The following is a 16,475-nucleotide window of genomic DNA, read 5'->3' as shown; positions in this document are numbered from 1 at the left end:
AAAAGAAAAGAAGTTACAGAATCTGAGATCATAACAAAAGACAAGGGCTAGTAGCTAGAAGCTAGCAGCTAAAAGCTTAAAGGATATGCATTTAAAATACGAATCCACACTGAGAGAACCTTTAGTAGACGGGGTTAAGGATTATCACCAGGTAACGGAAGATATCATTAGTCCTATCGAGGCTAAGCCTGGAAAACTGTGGTATGTAGGCTTTTTTATATCACTGGCACTGTTGGGCTTCGGCGCATTTTCAGTGTTTTGGCAGATCTATTTCGGGGTCGGTGTTTGGAATCTGAACAAGACCATCGGTTGGGGTTGGGATATCACCAACTTCGTATGGTGGGTAGGTATCGGTCACGCCGGTACGCTGATTTCAGCCATCCTCCTGCTGTTCCGTCAGGGATGGCGTACAGGGGTAAACCGTGCAGCAGAAGCGATGACCATCTTCGCGGTAATGTGCGCCGGCCAGTTCCCTATTATTCACATGGGTCGTGTTTGGATGGCGTTCTTCATCCTGCCTTACCCTAACACCCGCGGTCCGGTTTGGGTTAACTTTAACTCACCGCTCCTCTGGGACGTATTCGCGATCTCCACTTACTTCACGGTATCGCTGTTGTTCTGGTACTCTGGTCTGATTCCAGATTTCGCTACCATCCGTGACAGAGCAAAAACTAAATTACGCAAGCATTTATACGGTATCGCCTCTTTCGGCTGGACTGGTTCTACCAAACACTGGCAACGCCATGAGGCACTGTCACTGGTACTGGCAGGTTTATCCACTCCACTGGTACTTTCCGTACACACCATCGTATCTTTTGACTTTGCGACATCTGTAATTCCAGGCTGGCACACCACGATCTTCCCTCCTTACTTCGTTGCGGGTGCGATCTTCTCTGGTTTCGCGATGGTAAATACCCTCCTGATTATCACACGTAAAATCCTGAAACTGGAAGAATACATTACCATTGGTCACATGGAAGCCATGAACAAGGTAATTGTACTGACTGGTTCTGTGGTTGGTTGTGCTTACCTGACTGAGCTCTTCATGGCATGGTACGGTGCTAACCCTTACGAGTTCGATACATTCTTCAAATACCGTGCAGCAGGTCCTCTGGGCTGGTCTTACTGGATCATGATGACATGTAACGTAATCACTCCTCAGGTGTTCTGGTTCCGCAAGATGAGAAGAAACGTAATGGTAACATTCGTTATGTCTATCATCGTAAACATCGGTATGTGGTTCGAGCGTTTTGTAATTATCTGTACTTCCCTGTATCGCGACTACCTGCCATCCAGCTGGTCTTACTATCGTCCATCCTGGCCGGAAGTCGGTTTCTACATGGGTACATTCGGTCTGTTCTTCACCTGCTTCTTCCTGTTTGCTAAATACTTCCCGGTAATTGCAGTAGCAGAGATCAAATCTGTTCTGAAAACTTCCGGTGAGAACTTTAAAGAGAAAATGGAAGTGTACGAAGAAGAAAGCGCTGAGAAATTTGCTCACGACGTTGCTCACGCACACTAATAGACAGACAGAAACAGAACTAATTATTAGACTTTGAATTTTTAAATATATGGCTGTTAAAAATTTTGTTGTAGGGTTGTTTGACGATGAGGCAGTGTTGTTCCCAGCGGTAAAGAAAGTACGTACAGCTGGTTACAAATTACACGATGTGTACACTCCTTTCCCTGTGCATGGCCTTGATCACGCGATGGGCCTGAGGGAATCCAGCCTGCACACAGCCGGTTTTATCTATGGTATCACCGGTACAACTACGGCATTATCTTTCATGAGCTGGGTGTTTAATGTTGACTGGCCGCTGAACATCGGTGGTAAGCCTCACTTCCCATTACCAGCTTTTATTCCTATCACCTTCGAGTTAACAGTACTCTTCGCTGCAGTAGGTATGGTGATGACTTTCTGCTGGCTGTGTCAAATCATGCCAGGTGTTAAGAAACACATCTTCCACCCAAGACAAACTGATGATAAGTTTGTAATGGTGATCGAACTGACTGAGAAAACCAACGCTGAAGAAGTGAAAAGCTTCCTCCAGGCTGCAGGTGCCCATGATATTAATGAGCAACAGGCAGAAGCAGGATGGTGGTTCGGCAGATTCGATAAGGATGATGAACCTTATCTCCGTAAGGTTAAACCGGTTAACGCGTAATTAAAAACAGCAAAAACGACAGTGGCAGTTACTACCTACTGTATTCACAATAAGCAGTAACTGCCAGTTAAATAAATTCTGATGAAAAGGACTTCCAACATATTGATTGTAGCCGCATTGGCAACTGGAGCTTTCCTGGCAGCTTGTAACAGAGGGGAGCACAACAGAAAGCCCGGCAGGATTTATATGCCAGACATGTATGAATCCCGTGCGTATGAATTTTATAATGCTCGTTTGTCAGGGATGAAACCAGTGGAAGGAACAGTAAAAAGAGGTGAAGTATTACCATACCATCTGAAAGAATCAGATACTGCTCTGGCTAATCTGGTAAAAAATCCGCTGACTATCACAGCAGCTGATCTGGCAGAAGGTGAGCGTTTATTCAACATTTACTGCGGTATCTGCCACGGTACAGCATTGGACGGTAACGGCCCTCTGTATAAAGGCGGAGAAGGTCCTTACCCTGCAGCACCTGCTAACCTGGCATCCGGTCCTAAAGCAGCGTACTCTGAAGGTCGCCTGTTCCACGTGATGACTTACGGCTTCAACGCAATGGGTAGCTACGCTTCCCAGCTGGACAGAGCACAACGCTGGAAAATTGCTGCTTATATCAAGAGCAAAAATGCTCCGTCTGCTGCTCCTGCAGCCGCCGCAGCACCTGCAACTGATAGCGCTGCAACAGCTAAATAAGTAAGAGAGAGTTAAACTGATTTCAAACTAGTATTTTAATATACGATAATGAAAGACCAATTTGTAGTTCCAGCAAGATTAAAAAAGACCAGCTTCGTTTTGATGGGCGTGGGCTTGCTGACTTTATTGATCGGATTATTCGCGTTTCAAGGTGAGAACGCCACACGTTTCTGGGCCGGTCTGTTGCAGAACAGCAGCTTCTTTTTGCTGATTACATTAGCCAGCACATTCTTTATTGCTGCTACAACCCTGGCACATGGTGGTTGGCAGATCGCATTCCGCCGTGTTCCTGAAGCTATTTCAATGGCAGTACCTGTACTGGCTGCGATATTATTTGTGATCGTAATGATCCTGGTGTTTGGTGGTAAAGATGAAATCTACCACTGGGTTAACCTGCATCACGTACACGAAGACAAAATCCTTTCCTGGAAATCACCTTTCCTGAATAAATCATTCTTTACCATCGCTACCATCCTCACCCTGGGCCTGTGGATTTTCTTTACACTGAAACTCCGCAATATGTCTATCGAAGAAGATGGTTGGGATCTGAAACCTGCTACCGGTAAAAAAATCCTCTGGAGAAATACCGTAGTAGCTGGTGGATTCCTGGTGGTATTTACCCTCAGCGTTGGTTCTACCACTCCATGGTTATGGCTGATGAGCATCGATGCTCACTGGTTCTCTACCATGTATTCCTGGTACACCTTCGCCAGCACCTGGGTATCCGGCCTGTCTCTGATCGCACTGTTCGTAGTATACCTGAAAAAACACGGTTACCTCACTTACGTGACGGAAGAGCACCTGCATGATCTGGGTAAATTTATGTTCGCCTTCAGTATCTTCTGGACTTACCTCTGGTTCTCCCAGTACATGCTGATCTGGTATGCGAACATGCCTGAAGAAACTGCTTACTTCCAGCCGCGCGTTTGGGGCGAATGGAGACCAATTTTCTTCCTGAACCTGCTGATTAACTTTATCACTCCGTTACTGTTCCTGATGAAAAGGGATACTAAACGTAACTATACCGCTGTTGTTTTCATGGCCTTCGTAATTATCGCTGGTCACTGGATGGACTTCTGGCAGATGGTTTACCCTGCTACCGTGAAACACCTGGTGTTCCCTTGGTATGAACTGGGATTAGGCTTGGGTTTTGTGGGTCTGATTATATTCCTGGTATCCAATGCGCTTACAAAAGCAGCACTGGTTCCAAAAAATCACCCATACCTGAAGGAAAGTATCATTCACCACACCTAATCGGTGAGAAAGGAGATCAGATAAAAGAAAAGCATTAGATAACTTAATTATTTCATATAGCAATGTCAGGATTTTTAGCAGTCTTAGTTGTTGTTCTCATATTCATAGTCATCTTCCAGATTGCGAAGGCGAGCGAATATGTGTCCATATTGAAGGGAGAAAAGAAAGCTCGCGAGCAGAGCAACCGTATTAACGGATTCCTGCTGATCGCATTCCTGGTGCTGGGGCTTATAGGAGTTTACTACTGTAACGATTTGCTGAAAGGTAAAATCCTGGGCGAATCTGCTTCTGTGCAGGGTGAAGGTGTTGATACCCTCATCTACGTTACCCTTGCCATCACTGGTGTAGTATTCGTTATTACCCAAATCGCCCTCTTCGCGTTTGCATTCAAATACCAGGAAAAAGAAGGCCAGAAGGCTTTCTACTTCCCACATAACAACAAACTGGAAGTAATCTGGACAGTAATTCCGGCAATCGCCCTGACTGTTCTGGTGGCTTTCGGTCTGAAACACTGGTTCCAGCTGACTTCTGATGCTCCTGCAGATGCAGCAGTAGTGGAAGTTACCGGTAAACAGTTCAACTGGCTGATCCGTTACCCAGGTAAAGATGGTCAGCTCGGTCGTAAAGCAAATAACCTGATCGATCCTGCAGCATCCAACGAAATTGGTGTTGACTGGAACGATCCACTGTCTAAAGATGACTTCCAGGCAACTGAAGTTCACCTGGTGGTTGGTAAGCCGGTGAAGTTTGTAATCGGTTCCCGCGACGTTATCCACGACGTTGGTCTGCCTCAGTTCCGTTTGAAAATGGATGCGGTACCTGGTATCCCAACTACACTTTGGTTCACTCCGAAATTCACTACCAAGCAGATGAAAGAGAAAACCGGTAATCCGGATTTCACCTACGAAATTTCTTGCGACCAGATGTGCGGTGCCGGTCACTACTCCATGAGAGGTGTGATTGTGGTAGAAACACAGGAAGAATATGATGCATGGGTAGCTAAACAACCTACTCAGTACAGCCTGGCTCACCCTGACGCAGCACCTGCTGCTCCAGCAGCTGATGCTAAAGCTGATAGCACAAAAACTGTGGCTGCCAATATCAAGTAAGCCTTAATTTTGTGAAGAAGATTTTATTGACGGAGTCCAATTAATAACATTAAAAAAGAACTGACAAACGACAAAACTTCCCGGGTGTTAGTTTAATAAATACCGAACCGATTATGAGTAACGAAGCAACTTTGCACAGTCAACAGGAGGTTATGCACGGCGCGGGGGCGCATGATCACCACGATCATGAGCACCATGACAGTTTCATATCCAAGTATGTGTTCAGCATGGACCATAAAATGATTGCCAAACAATTCCTGATCACAGGTATTATCTGGGCTATCATTGGTGCTTTCTTTTCTGTACTGTTTCGTTTGCAACTCGGCTATCCGGATGCTACTTTCCCTTGGCTGGAAAGCATCCTCGGCCACTGGGCTAAAGGCGGTCGTATTACCCCTGAAGCATATTACGCCCTGGTAACCATGCACGGTACCATTCTCGTATTCTTTGTATTAACCGCCGGTTTGTCCGGTACCTTCTCTAACCTGCTTATTCCACTGCAGGTAGGTGCCCGCGACATGGCGTCCCCTTTCATGAACTGCCTCTCCTACTGGTTCTTTTTCCTCGCCAGTCTGGTAATGATGGCTTCCCTGTTTGTACAAACAGGTCCTGCTTCCGGTGGTTGGACAATGTATCCGCCGCTGTCAGCACTGGGTGATGCTTCTATCGGTTCTAAAATAGGTGTGGATCTGTGGCTGACCTCTATGGCGCTGTTCGTAGTATCTCAGCTGCTCGGTGGTCTGAACTATATCTCCACTATCCTCAACATGCGTACAAAAGGTATGAGCATGACCAAAATGCCACTGACAATCTGGTCATTCTTCTTTACCGCTGTACTGGGTGTACTGTCTTTCCCTGTGTTACTGTCAGGTTTCATCCTGCTGCTCATGGATCGTCACGCAGGCACCAGCTTCTACCTGTCTGATATCTTCATCGCCGGTAAAGCACTCGCTAACGAAGGTGGTTCTGCCATCCTCTACCAACACTTGTTCTGGTTCCTGGGTCACCCAGAGGTATATATCATCATCCTCCCTGCAATGGGTATGGTATCTGAAGTACTCGCGATTAGTTCGCGCAAGCCTATCTTCGGTTACCTGGCGATGATCGGTTCCCTGTTCGCTATCTGTATCCTCGCCTTCCTGGTGTGGGCACACCATATGTTCGTAACAGGTCTGAATCCATTCCTCGGTGCGTTCTTCGTACTGTTAACACTCCTGATCGCGGTTCCTTCTGCCATCAAGGTGTTTAACTGGATCACGACCATCTGGAAAGGTAATATCAGGTTTACACCTGCCTCCCTGTTCTCTATCGGTTTCGTATCCACATTCATCTCCGGTGGTCTGACAGGTATCTGGCTGGGTAACTCCTCTATCGATATTCACCTGCACGATACTTACTTCGTAATCGCGCACTTCCATATCGTAATGGGTGTATCTGCATTCTTCGGTATGTTTGCCGGTATCTACCACTGGTTCCCTAAAATGTATGGCCGATTCATGAATAACACCCTCGGTTACATCCACTTCTGGGTTACCCTGGTTGGTGCTTACCTGATCTTCTGGCCAATGCACTATGAAGGTATGGCCGGTATGCCTAGAAGATATTTCGACTATTCTACCTGGACTTCCTTTAACCAGTTCGAAGGTCTGAACCAGTTCATCAGCTTCGTAGTAATCATCGTATTTGCTACCCAGCTCCTGTTCGTGTTCAACTTCTTCTACAGCATTTTCAAAGGTAGAAAAATGACTACCCTCAACCCATGGAAGGCAACTTCCCTGGAATGGACTACTCCAATCCATGCAGGTCACGGTAACTGGCCTGGTGAGATTCCGGAAGTTCACCGCTGGGCATATGACTACAGTAAAGATGGTAGAGACTTCATTCCTCAGACTGAACCACTTGGTCCGAACGAATCAGCTCACTAACAATATTTTTACAGGCGCCGGCAGGTATTTAATTTATCTGCCGGAACCTGTTAACTGTGATGTTTGTAAATTTGTCCTGAATTAACTTTCAGGACGTGGATAGAAAAAAAATGTTGCAAGAAAACTCCATAAAATTGTCGACATCTTATGCAGTAGCAAGCAAGGTGAAGGATTACTCTCAGCTAATGAAGTTTAATCTCACCTTCATGGTGGTGTTTTCATCCGTGGTGGCTTATCTGCTGGTGCCCGAGGTGGAGTTCAACATTATTAAAGTTCTTTTATTATTTGCTGGTGGTTTACTGGTTTCCGGATCAGCCAATACCATCAACCAGATATGGGAAAAGGAAACGGACAAGCTCATGGCACGTACTGCCGTACGTCCGCTGCCCGCTGGTCGTATGACCGAAGGTGAAGCGATCGTACTGGCTATCATCACCGGTGTTGCTGGTATCCTGATCATGGGTTACAGCTTCAACTGGCTGAGTGCCGGGTTAAGCCTGCTGTCGCTGGTACTATACGGTTTCGTATACACTCCCTGGAAGAAATGGAATTCACTGGCCGTACTGGTAGGTGCTATTCCGGGTGCTATGCCCCTGCTGATCGGCTGGGCTGCTGGCGCCAACACCCTTTCAGAAGGCGGCTGGTCGCTGTTCGCCATCCAGTTCTTATGGCAATTCCCGCATTTCTGGGCTATCGCCTGGATCGCACATAAAGACTATGCCAGAGCCGGTTTTAAACTCTTACCAGGCAATGGTGAACCTAATAAATTCACCGCATTGCAGGCAGTGCTCTATACACTGTTAATAATACCAGCAGGCGTAGCTCCTTATCTGTTACATATCACGGGTCGTATTTCCGCCATCGTAGCGATCTTAGCCGGATTGTTTTTCTTGTACAGGGCTATTAACCTGTATCGCAAGAGCGACGTTCCCGCTGCCCGCAAACTGATGTTCGGCTCTTATATCTACCTTACGATTGTGCAGCTGGTGCAGTTGCTGGATAAATATTAATCAGAAACAGGAGGAAGTGATGCAAACAATGAGCATGCAACGTAAAAAGATACATCCGCACAAATATTCTCTGTGGATAGCTATGGGTAGTATTACCATGATGTTCATCGGGTTTACCAGTGCGTACGTTGTGAAGAGATCCCAGGCTAACTGGCTGGCATTTGAACTGCCACATATTTTCTGGCTTTCCACTGCTGTGATTTTACTCAGCAGCTTGACCATACACCTGGCGTTAAAGCAATTCAAGGAAAGGAATATGCAACGCTACAAACAGCTGATCACGCTTACCGCGTTCCTGGGAGTAGTTTTTGCAGTGTGCCAATGGTTAGGTTTTTCACAGATGAAATCTGAAGGATTACCTCTCAGCGGCCCGGTTTCCGCTTCCTTTATTTATGTTATCGTAGGAGTGCACATCCTGCACGTGCTCGGCGGAGTAGTTGCCTTACTGGTGATGTTCTTCAGAGCCTACAGAACACGTGTCCGTTCCTACAGCGCAGTACCTATTGAAGTCGCTGCCACTTACTGGCACTTTGTAGATATACTGTGGATTTACCTGTTGGTTTTTTTAAGTATCGCGAGATAAACTTTGTAAAATTTTATAAAATAAACAATGGATACAGCAGTTACAGCGAAGAAAAAATGGTGGGCCGGAGGGTATTCTCCATTCAATGTGAACTACGGCAAGTTGATGATGTGGTATTTTCTGTTATCAGATGCGTTCACTTTCGGCGCATTGTTGATTTCATATGGTACCATCCGGTTTTCCAGCCCATCCTGGCCTGATCCGAATGAAGTCTTCAAATCCTTCCCTGGTATGGGACACGCGAACCTTCCGCTGATGTTCGTGAGTTTGATGACCTTCATCCTCATCATGAGTTCTGTAACAATGGTACTGGCCGTTCACGCTGGTCACCACAGAGATAAAAAAGCAGTAGCTAAATGGCTCACCTGGACCATCATCGGTGGTATCGCCTTCCTCAGCTGTCAGGCATGGGAATGGACTCACCTCTATCACGAAGGTGCATGGTGGGGTCGTAATCCTTTCGCTAACGTAGACGGTACTGTTGCCTCTACCAACTTCACCAACTTCTTCTTCACCATCACCGGTTTCCACGGTTTACACGTAACTTCCGGGGTAGTGCTGAACATCGTAATCCTCATCAACGTACTGAAAGGTACCTATGAAGACAGAGGTCACTACGAAATGGTGGAAAAAGTAGGTCTCTACTGGCACTTCGTAGATCTGGTTTGGGTATTCGTATTCACCTGCTTCTACCTGCTCTAAGAGATCACCTTACAAGGTTTATTGACTACTGGAAATTGATTTAAGAATTTTATTAACAGAAATAGAAATGGAACATACTCAATCCTCAGAAATAATAGAACCTGTTCACCACGACTCTTCCACAAAAAAGATCTGGAGAACATTCTGGATCCTGTTGGGTATCACAATTGCTGAAGTGGGGCTGGCATTCTTACACCTGGAAACCGGTTTTCCTAACAGAATGTTCCTGAACGGAATCTTCGTTATTCTGACCTTCTTCAAAGCGTTCTATATCGTAGCTGAGTTCATGCACCTCGGTCATGAAATCAAGAATCTGGTAATGACCATCCTCATGCCGCTGCTGCTGTTCATTTGGTTCATTGTCGCATTCCTTTATGAAGGCCACTCCTGGAAAAATATGAGAAAAGATCTCGCTCCGGGTACCAAAGTAGAAGCGCCTAAAGCACCAGCTGCCGAAGGTCACGAAAAACACTACTAATATTATTAATTACACTAAATAGATAGGATCATCTCACGCAGGGCTTTATTAGGAGTAATGTTGGCGATTTTGGTGCCACTGACGGGTTATCTGATTGTAGATCACTACGGTAAGAACGTTGTACCCATCCCCCGTTACTTTATACCCGAACGAGTTGATACTATCATGACAGACGGCAAAGTCTCTTATGATACGGTTTACCATACCATAAGAGACTTTTCCATGTATAATCAGCTGGGTGAAAAAGTGAGTCTGAAAGATATGGAAGGCAAAATCCTGGTGGTAGATTTCTTCTTCACCTCCTGCCCAAGCATCTGCCCTACCCTCACTAAAAACCTGAGATTACTGCAAAGTGCATACATCAAAAATGATTCACTCCTGCAGATACTCTCCTTCTCAGTTGATCCTGTCAGGGATTCTGTCGATAAGCTGCGTAACTACGGCTACGACTATAAAGTGAATCCCGATAACTGGTGGCTGCTCACCGGTGATAAGAAAGAGATCTATGACCTTGCCCGTCACGACTTCTTCGTTTCCGTTACAGAAGGCGACGGCGGCCCGGATGATTTCGTTCACACCGAAAAAGTAGTGCTCATCGATAAAGACAGGCATATTCGCGGATACTATAATGGGCTCGACTCTACGGACATGAAAAGGCTGGCTACCGATGTGGCTATCCTCCATCTGGCGAAAGAGAAGAAACGACCGGGATTCGTGAAGTTCCTCAAAGGACTATTCTCCGGAAAATAATATTGCTTAAATAGGTAAGGTGAATAGAGAAAGGGTGTTCACCTTTCTTTATTCACCTTTCACTTTTACGGAATATCATGGAACTGAAAAATAGAAATCTTAACGTCCCGATAGCAATTGTATCTATTGTTATCCCTGTGCTTGTAGCTATTTTGTTTTACATGCCTAAGCCGGAACTTCATCCAGGCTTCGATATCAGAATTTTACCGCTTTTTCACGCCATCCTGAACTCAGCTACTGCTGTATTGCTGGTAGCCAGTCTGTATTTTATTAAAAATAAGCAGGTAAAGGCACACAAAATCACCAATATCATTGCGGTGGTATTGTCTATCATTTTCCTCCTCTCCTACGTTACCTACCATTCCCTGGCACCGGAAACCAAGTTTGCTGACCTGAACCACAATGGTATTGTGGAAGCTACAGAGAAAGCAGCCGTAGGCGGTATCAGATATGTATATTATTTCCTGTTGCTGACGCACATTGTGCTGGCAGCCATCATCGTTCCATTTGTGCTGTTCACGTTGCTGAGGGCCTTCCAGAATGATATTCCAAGGCATAGAAAAATTGCCAGAATCACCTGGCCTATCTGGTTTTATGTAGCAGTTACAGGCGTAGTGGTGTATATCATGATATCTCCCTACTACCACTAATAGAAAATACGGGACAGGCTCCCGATTCTTTCGTAATTTTACTGTACAAACTAGTAATCGATGAAGAAACTGTGTGTAATAACGCTGACGGGATGGTTACTTACAATCGGTAACCAGCTGATGGCACAGTGCTCTCTCTGTACCAAAACAGCACAGCAACTCGGTGAGGGCCCCGCGAAAGGCCTCAACAATGGTATCCTCATGCTGGCAGTTACCCCGCTGGCAATTATAGGATTCCTCGCTTTCCGTTGGTGGCAAAGCAATAAACAGGCTTAAAATAATGAATATACGGCAGGAGGTTCTCCTGCCGTAAATGTTTTGGTGATTGGTCTTCTATCAGGCTTCTTCCATCCTGACATCAAAGTGAGTGCAATCCAGCCTTAAGTCAGCCTGTTTTAAGGTCGACTTCATGACACTGCAATAATGTCCCTTCTTCAGGCTATAGTATTGACAGTTAAAGCACATGTGCTGTGTAGTGGTGATTTCCTGCTGATTCAGCTGGTAAATCAGCTGCATCAACTGCTCCAATAACACTCCCTGTTCCTTCACCGGTACCTGCGCTACACTATCCTCTAAAGGTTGTGCAAAACGCTCAACTTTCTTTGCAATCGCTTTCCCTTCTTTTACCAGCTGTAAGCTGTGGCTTCTCGTGTCAGTCACACTGGCCTTTCTAACAAGGTACTTCTTCTGCTCCAGTGATTTAACGGCATCACTGATCGTAGCTTTAGTCATGTTAAAATAAGATGCCAGAGACGTAACCGTACGTTTTTCCTCCGGGTAATGCAGCAAATAAGTTAACACCTGAATCTGTATTGGACTTAATCCATACTGTGTGGCCTCTTGCCAGAGAAGCACTCTAAAGGCTTCTGATAAACGCTCCAAAGCGGCGACAACCTTGCTAGATGTATTGTCCGCCTGCTGCTCGGGGCTGAATGTGGATACTTTCCCCATGATAAATTTCGTGCTGTCCTTAATAGTTTGGGGGCAAGGTACAATATTAATATATGGGTGTAAATAGCATATTAGTGACATGTCGATATTCGTATGCACTTGATAAGAATAGCAACTTATTAATTTTTATCTGTATACGCCCACAGTGCAACACTTAATGTAACAGCCTTAAACCATGCCTGCTTTACATGTGGGAGTAGTTCAGCCGCAATGGATGAATCCTGTAGTACTTCATTACCGGCCTGTATAACCGGGTAGGCAAATGCAGTTAAATAACGGAGCAGTTCCGGCTGTAAAGGCCGCAATTGGCCAGCATCTTCAGGTATAGCGTTCTCAATAGATTCCCATTGCGGCACCCCTCCCCTGTTACATAGCTGTTGTAGCCATTCACCAAATCGTGATCCTGCAAACTCGGCTGCAGTAGCTGGTTTGAAGTAGTTAGAGAGATACGGGTCCGCGATGATATACGCATACCAGGTATGCAAAATCCTGGTGGCAGATGCACTGATGACAGGGGCCACAAGTTGAAGGTATTCATCATCCTTTCTTGTATACATTAACATCCGTCTAAGTAATACCAGATCCTTGAAACGCTGATCCGGCGCATGTTCAGGTATCTCTGCCTGAGGGTTAGTGTTCAACATGTCGACTCTTTATTTGGGCGCTCGGTTTGCTTATACCTACAATATATGATAAGGTTTCCTAACGGGGAAAATTTTTGCAAGTGATTAACAATCAGCGTGTATACGTTAAGGTTATTCTGCTGTTATTTTTTAAATAGTTTTGAGATTTTGATATTTAGCTTATAGATTTGAGCATTAGCAAATCATTCTATGTATAACCGGCTCCGTCAATTTAATTCTTACCATACACCAGTATTTCCTCCCGCAGTGGTTACCAGTGGCAGCGCCGCCGGGGAGCAGCCGGTTAAACTTATCAGGATATGTTTGCTGGCTTTGATGGCAGGCAGTTTATGGGCTTGCCTGGGGTTGGGCTTATATGCCATCATACCGGCATTGGGTAACCTGATCTACCTGGGCCGTTTTTCTATGGAGCCATTCGATGTTTACTACAGCGGTATTGGCCCCATCATCATATTGCTGCCAATAATGGCCACCGCCCTTTGGTTATGGCTTAAACAAAAAAGTAAAATGGTAAACCCATTTGCCCTGATAGGTATGTCCGCCACAGGTATTCCACTGGGCCTTGAAAATGTATTGAGCTACCTCTGCAGCTTTGGATTGCGAAATAATAACTCCCGGCTAACCCATAAGGAAGGTAATATTCTCATTATGACGGGAATAGCAGGTGCCATTACCTGGTGCTTCGGCACTCCGCTCGCAGCCATCGCCTGTTGTATAGAATTGTTTCTCACTGAGATATCATTAGCCTCCATTTTGCCATTGCTGATTTCAGTGGCAGCAACTACTGCATTACAATACTATCTGAACCCCCAGGCATATGATTTAATCATTACTAACAGTGATGAATACACGTTATTATGGCTTTATGGTATCATCGGTATGGTGTGTGCACTGCTGGCGGGACTGTACCGTTACGTGTACTTACGGACGCAACAGCAAGTAATATCTCTCCATAATAAAAAACAATGGCTGCTGCTGATACCTGCGCTGGTTGTGGGATTGGTGATATGGTATTACCCGGAAAGCTATGGCCCCGGAAATAATTACCTGGTACCGCTGCTGCATGGAGCAGTCACGTTTAAAGTTATTTTACTGATTTGTTTCGGGAGATATTTGTGCAGCTTGTTTTATAACAGCACCGCCATGATCGGTAGTTCGGTTACTACAATGCTAATCATCGGGGCATCGTGGGGATTGCTGACTGGTTTTATATTCCAGCTTTGCTTCCCACAGCTGCACGTAAGCAGCACCATGATTGCGCTGGCAGGCATGGCTGCATTCCTGACCGGCAGTACCCGCGCTGTTATCACTGCATTGATTTTTACAATCGAAATGAGTCACTCAGCACAGGTACTTCCTGCTGTCAGTATAGCCTGCGCGGCTGCATACGGTACCACGTACCTGCTGTCGGTACGAAAGATCCGTACATCCTTACTCGCCGCCGGAAACGAATTTTAAACCTACGATGGAAGCAATCAGCGTAGCGATAAAAAAGATACGCCATAAGGCTGCCGGCTCCTTAAAGAAAATCATACCTGCAATAGCGGTACCAGCTGCACCGATGCCCGTCCATACTGCATAAGACGTACCTATGGGTAATCCATTGTTAATAGCTTTATTCAGGAAAAAGAAGCTCAGTGAAATACAGATAAAGAAACTAATGGAAGGCCATAGCTTTGAGAAATTTTCGGAATACTTCAGTGAGATGGTAAAGCCTACTTCAAATAATCCCCCAATGAAAAGGAATAACCAAGCCATAATAACCAGATTTATAAATGAGAAAATAAAAATTACAATGTAATATTCAGAGAGAGGTATGGGCGTAGAATGCCCTACAGTCAATAATTAGAGACCGTAATTGAAAACTGCGTACGCGATTAATATGCCTGTAGTAAAGGTTCGCATGCCGCAAAGATAACATTTTTTCTGCTTGAGGGGTTCAACTGCTATAAACTTATAACAATCGTAAGGCTTCCCGCTTGCTGAGCGGAGCCAGCGGATGTTGGGCCACAAACTTTTTTACCGCCGCCGGGTTTACCTTGGAATATTCCCGCAGTGCCCATCCTATGGCCTTCTGTATGAAGAATTCTTTGGAGTGGTTACATTGTAAAATATACTGGAACATCACTTTCTCATCCGTCTGCAATTTCCAACCGTTCTGATAAATAATAGCACCCCGCTGCAACCACCTGTTATCACTCGCAATCCAGCGATCAGTAACAGCTGCTCTTAGTTCGGGGAATTTTTTAAACCAGGGAGATACTAATGCACTCAGGATATTATCTACCGTATCCCACCACGATTTTTCCAGCATCATAAATTCGAATAACGGTAAGTGATCGGGAATGAATTGCTTATGCATGGGCTGCATCATATCAACGGCAGCATATTGATATTCACGCTGGGGAAGCTTCCACAATGCCTTTACCAATGCAGGCATATCAGCAATGGGAGGTACACCGTGGGTTGCTTTCAATTCACGGAGTATGAGTTTCCGGCGGGGGGATTTAATACCGCAGAATTCAAACTGATCGCGCATGTATTTTTTCATGGCTATTGCGTCTGTGGCATTAGCAGCAGTTTCAAATTCGCGGACAATCAGTTGAAGGTATTCCATGTTCAGCTTTTAGATCTGATATAACTATAAAGGTTAAACGAAGATTGGTGAAGTTGTGCCGCTATTTCTTCCTGCAATGTTTTTTTACTGATATTCTTCATGCGGCGATGTTGAATCAGCTGGTATGCTTTTTCCGCAAGCAGTAAGGAGTGCCGATGTTGGTGATGAGTCACCAGTTGCTGGTGTTTGTTAATTGCCTCCGTAATTTCGTGTATGCCTTGCTGTTGGGTTGCCACTGATTTTACCACCGGTATTTCCCATCCGTCGTGCTGACGTGTATGCGCAAGTATTCGGAGGTTCTTTACAAATTCATCTGCATTTGCACGGTCGGCTTTGTTCACCACAAAGATGTCGGCTATCTCCATCAGGCCAGCTTTCATGGTCTGAATTTCGTCGCCTGCCTCCGGAACTACCACCACGATAGTTGTATCTGCGATTCCGGCAATTTCGACTTCGCTCTGCCCAACTCCTACCGTTTCGATAAAAAGATAGTCGAATCCGGCCGCTTTTACCAGGTCGCTGACCTCGATAATTTTGGGGCTGAGTCCGCCAAGGGCTCCCCGGCTGGCCATCGATCGAATAAACACATTTGGATTATTGTAATGCTGACTCATTCTTATCCGGTCGCCCAGCAGGGCTCCATAATTAAACGGAGAGGAAGGATCTACAGCTATAATGGCTATTTTTTTTCCGATGGAAAGCAGATGTTGGATAAGTGCATTTACCAGGGTGCTTTTACCGGCCCCCGGCGGGCCGGTAATTCCAATCACTTTAGTAGGTGAGTGCTCGGGAAGGGCCTCCAGCAGTGCTTCGTATCCGGTTGCTTCGTTCTCCACCAGCGATATACATCTTGCCAGGGATTTGATATTACCATTTAACAGACCGGATATATATTGCTGATGCATGAATGACGCTCCTGATTTATTCACAAAAATAGGATATCGGGT

At 45.5% G+C, this 16,475-nt stretch carries 19 protein-coding genes; 14 read left to right on the top strand and 5 right to left on the bottom strand.

Going from position 1 to position 16,475, the window contains the following annotated elements; genetic code table 11:
• Positions 1-85 precede the first annotated feature (85 nt).
• The 13 genes from nrfD to BUB18_RS14170 all read left to right on the top strand — a co-directional run bounded on the left by nrfD (position 86) and on the right by BUB18_RS14170 (position 11,592).
• On the top strand, positions 86-1,522 hold the full coding sequence (nrfD, locus tag BUB18_RS14230) for an NrfD/PsrC family molybdoenzyme membrane anchor subunit (protein WP_073082075.1): 1,437 nt from the start codon (positions 86-88) through the stop codon (positions 1,520-1,522).
• A 49-nt stretch (positions 1,523-1,571) separates the two neighbouring features.
• A complete protein-coding gene (locus tag BUB18_RS14225) occupies positions 1,572-2,165 on the top strand; it encodes a DUF3341 domain-containing protein (RefSeq protein ID WP_073082072.1) in 594 nt (197 codons plus the stop codon).
• 81 nt (positions 2,166-2,246) lie between these two features.
• Positions 2,247-2,855, top strand: a complete 609-nt coding sequence (locus BUB18_RS14220) for a c-type cytochrome (protein ID WP_073082069.1) — start codon at positions 2,247-2,249, stop codon at positions 2,853-2,855.
• 48 nt (positions 2,856-2,903) lie between these two features.
• Positions 2,904-4,109: a quinol:cytochrome C oxidoreductase gene (locus BUB18_RS14215; protein ID WP_073082066.1), complete on the top strand. Its 1,206-nt coding sequence runs from the start codon at positions 2,904-2,906 to the stop codon at positions 4,107-4,109.
• A 62-nt stretch (positions 4,110-4,171) separates the two neighbouring features.
• Positions 4,172-5,218 (top strand): cytochrome c oxidase subunit II, encoded by a 1,047-nt coding sequence (locus BUB18_RS14210; RefSeq protein WP_073082063.1) that lies wholly within the window; start codon positions 4,172-4,174, stop codon positions 5,216-5,218.
• A 113-nt stretch (positions 5,219-5,331) separates the two neighbouring features.
• Entirely contained in the window at positions 5,332-7,143 is a 1,812-nt protein-coding gene (locus BUB18_RS14205; protein WP_073082060.1) for a cytochrome c oxidase subunit I, read from the top strand.
• 134 nt (positions 7,144-7,277) lie between these two features.
• Positions 7,278-8,153, top strand: a complete 876-nt coding sequence (gene cyoE, locus BUB18_RS14200; RefSeq protein ID WP_245805673.1) for a heme o synthase — start codon at positions 7,278-7,280, stop codon at positions 8,151-8,153.
• A gap of 34 nt (positions 8,154-8,187) precedes the next feature.
• Positions 8,188-8,736 (top strand): cytochrome c oxidase subunit 3, encoded by a 549-nt coding sequence (locus BUB18_RS14195; protein ID WP_245805672.1) that lies wholly within the window; start codon positions 8,188-8,190, stop codon positions 8,734-8,736.
• Positions 8,737-8,763: 27 nt separating this feature from the next.
• Positions 8,764-9,438: a cytochrome c oxidase subunit 3 gene (locus BUB18_RS14190; protein ID WP_073082052.1), complete on the top strand. Its 675-nt coding sequence runs from the start codon at positions 8,764-8,766 to the stop codon at positions 9,436-9,438.
• Between the two features lie 67 nt (positions 9,439-9,505).
• Positions 9,506-9,916 carry a cytochrome C oxidase subunit IV family protein gene (locus BUB18_RS14185; RefSeq protein WP_073082049.1) on the top strand — a complete coding sequence of 137 codons (411 nt, stop codon included), beginning with the start codon at positions 9,506-9,508 and terminating at the stop codon, positions 9,914-9,916.
• Between the two features lie 57 nt (positions 9,917-9,973).
• The gene (locus tag BUB18_RS14180; RefSeq protein ID WP_083550000.1) at positions 9,974-10,666 is read left to right on the top strand and encodes an SCO family protein; all 693 of its coding nucleotides are present in this window, start codon (positions 9,974-9,976) and stop codon (positions 10,664-10,666) included.
• Between the two features lie 161 nt (positions 10,667-10,827).
• Entirely contained in the window at positions 10,828-11,316 is a 489-nt protein-coding gene (locus BUB18_RS14175) for a DUF420 domain-containing protein (RefSeq protein WP_245805671.1), read from the top strand.
• Positions 11,317-11,376: 60 nt separating this feature from the next.
• The gene (locus tag BUB18_RS14170; RefSeq protein WP_073082040.1) at positions 11,377-11,592 is read left to right on the top strand and encodes a hypothetical protein; all 216 of its coding nucleotides are present in this window, start codon (positions 11,377-11,379) and stop codon (positions 11,590-11,592) included.
• A 60-nt stretch (positions 11,593-11,652) separates the two neighbouring features.
• Here BUB18_RS14170 and BUB18_RS14165 read toward each other — a convergent pair whose 3' ends face one another.
• Together BUB18_RS14165 and BUB18_RS14160 are read right to left on the bottom strand one after the other, a co-directional pair.
• A complete protein-coding gene (locus BUB18_RS14165) occupies positions 11,653-12,267 on the bottom strand; it encodes a MarR family winged helix-turn-helix transcriptional regulator (RefSeq protein ID WP_073082037.1) in 615 nt (204 codons plus the stop codon).
• Between the two features lie 119 nt (positions 12,268-12,386).
• Positions 12,387-12,911, bottom strand: coding sequence for a protoglobin domain-containing protein (locus BUB18_RS14160; RefSeq protein WP_073082034.1), 525 nt, complete (start codon positions 12,909-12,911; stop codon positions 12,387-12,389).
• A 189-nt stretch (positions 12,912-13,100) separates the two neighbouring features.
• Between BUB18_RS14160 and BUB18_RS14155 the strand changes: the two genes are divergently transcribed.
• On the top strand, positions 13,101-14,369 hold the full coding sequence (locus BUB18_RS14155; RefSeq protein WP_073082031.1) for a chloride channel protein: 1,269 nt from the start codon (positions 13,101-13,103) through the stop codon (positions 14,367-14,369).
• On the opposite strand, the gene BUB18_RS14150 is transcribed toward BUB18_RS14155, so the two are convergent.
• The 3 genes from BUB18_RS14150 to meaB form a co-directional block, all read right to left on the bottom strand.
• The gene (locus tag BUB18_RS14150; RefSeq protein WP_073082028.1) at positions 14,343-14,669 is read right to left on the bottom strand and encodes a DMT family transporter; all 327 of its coding nucleotides are present in this window, start codon (positions 14,667-14,669) and stop codon (positions 14,343-14,345) included. The genes BUB18_RS14155 and BUB18_RS14150 overlap by 27 nt on opposite strands.
• A gap of 196 nt (positions 14,670-14,865) precedes the next feature.
• On the bottom strand, positions 14,866-15,528 hold the full coding sequence (locus BUB18_RS14145) for a DNA alkylation repair protein (protein WP_073082025.1): 663 nt from the start codon (positions 15,526-15,528) through the stop codon (positions 14,866-14,868).
• A 2-nt stretch (positions 15,529-15,530) separates the two neighbouring features.
• Positions 15,531-16,433, bottom strand: a complete 903-nt coding sequence (gene meaB / locus BUB18_RS14140; RefSeq protein WP_073082022.1) for a methylmalonyl Co-A mutase-associated GTPase MeaB — start codon at positions 16,431-16,433, stop codon at positions 15,531-15,533.
• Positions 16,434-16,475 lie beyond the last annotated feature (42 nt).

This window comes from Chitinophaga jiangningensis (genome assembly GCF_900142605.1).
GTDB lineage: Bacteria > Bacteroidota > Bacteroidia > Chitinophagales > Chitinophagaceae > Chitinophaga > Chitinophaga jiangningensis.
This window is presented reverse-complemented; position numbering and strand designations above follow the sequence as displayed.

Coding starts and splice junctions, on each gene's coding strand:
- nrfD (WP_073082075.1), top strand. CDS start 86: ATGCATTTAAAATACGAATCCACACTGAGAGAACCTTTAGTAGACGGG.
- BUB18_RS14225 (WP_073082072.1), top strand. CDS start 1,572: ATGGCTGTTAAAAATTTTGTTGTAGGGTTGTTTGACGATGAGGCAGTG.
- BUB18_RS14220 (WP_073082069.1), top strand. CDS start 2,247: ATGAAAAGGACTTCCAACATATTGATTGTAGCCGCATTGGCAACTGGA.
- BUB18_RS14215 (WP_073082066.1), top strand. CDS start 2,904: ATGAAAGACCAATTTGTAGTTCCAGCAAGATTAAAAAAGACCAGCTTC.
- BUB18_RS14210 (WP_073082063.1), top strand. CDS start 4,172: ATGTCAGGATTTTTAGCAGTCTTAGTTGTTGTTCTCATATTCATAGTC.
- BUB18_RS14205 (WP_073082060.1), top strand. CDS start 5,332: ATGAGTAACGAAGCAACTTTGCACAGTCAACAGGAGGTTATGCACGGC.
- BUB18_RS14195 (WP_245805672.1), top strand. CDS start 8,188: ATGCAACGTAAAAAGATACATCCGCACAAATATTCTCTGTGGATAGCT.
- BUB18_RS14190 (WP_073082052.1), top strand. CDS start 8,764: ATGGATACAGCAGTTACAGCGAAGAAAAAATGGTGGGCCGGAGGGTAT.
- BUB18_RS14185 (WP_073082049.1), top strand. CDS start 9,506: ATGGAACATACTCAATCCTCAGAAATAATAGAACCTGTTCACCACGAC.
- BUB18_RS14180 (WP_083550000.1), top strand. CDS start 9,974: ATGTTGGCGATTTTGGTGCCACTGACGGGTTATCTGATTGTAGATCAC.
- BUB18_RS14175 (WP_245805671.1), top strand. CDS start 10,828: ATGCCTAAGCCGGAACTTCATCCAGGCTTCGATATCAGAATTTTACCG.
- BUB18_RS14170 (WP_073082040.1), top strand. CDS start 11,377: ATGAAGAAACTGTGTGTAATAACGCTGACGGGATGGTTACTTACAATC.
- BUB18_RS14165 (WP_073082037.1), bottom strand. CDS start 12,267: ATGGGGAAAGTATCCACATTCAGCCCCGAGCAGCAGGCGGACAATACA.
- BUB18_RS14160 (WP_073082034.1), bottom strand. CDS start 12,911: ATGTTGAACACTAACCCTCAGGCAGAGATACCTGAACATGCGCCGGAT.
- BUB18_RS14155 (WP_073082031.1), top strand. CDS start 13,101: ATGTATAACCGGCTCCGTCAATTTAATTCTTACCATACACCAGTATTT.
- BUB18_RS14150 (WP_073082028.1), bottom strand. CDS start 14,669: ATGGCTTGGTTATTCCTTTTCATTGGGGGATTATTTGAAGTAGGCTTT.
- BUB18_RS14145 (WP_073082025.1), bottom strand. CDS start 15,528: ATGGAATACCTTCAACTGATTGTCCGCGAATTTGAAACTGCTGCTAAT.
- meaB (WP_073082022.1), bottom strand. CDS start 16,433: ATGCATCAGCAATATATATCCGGTCTGTTAAATGGTAATATCAAATCC.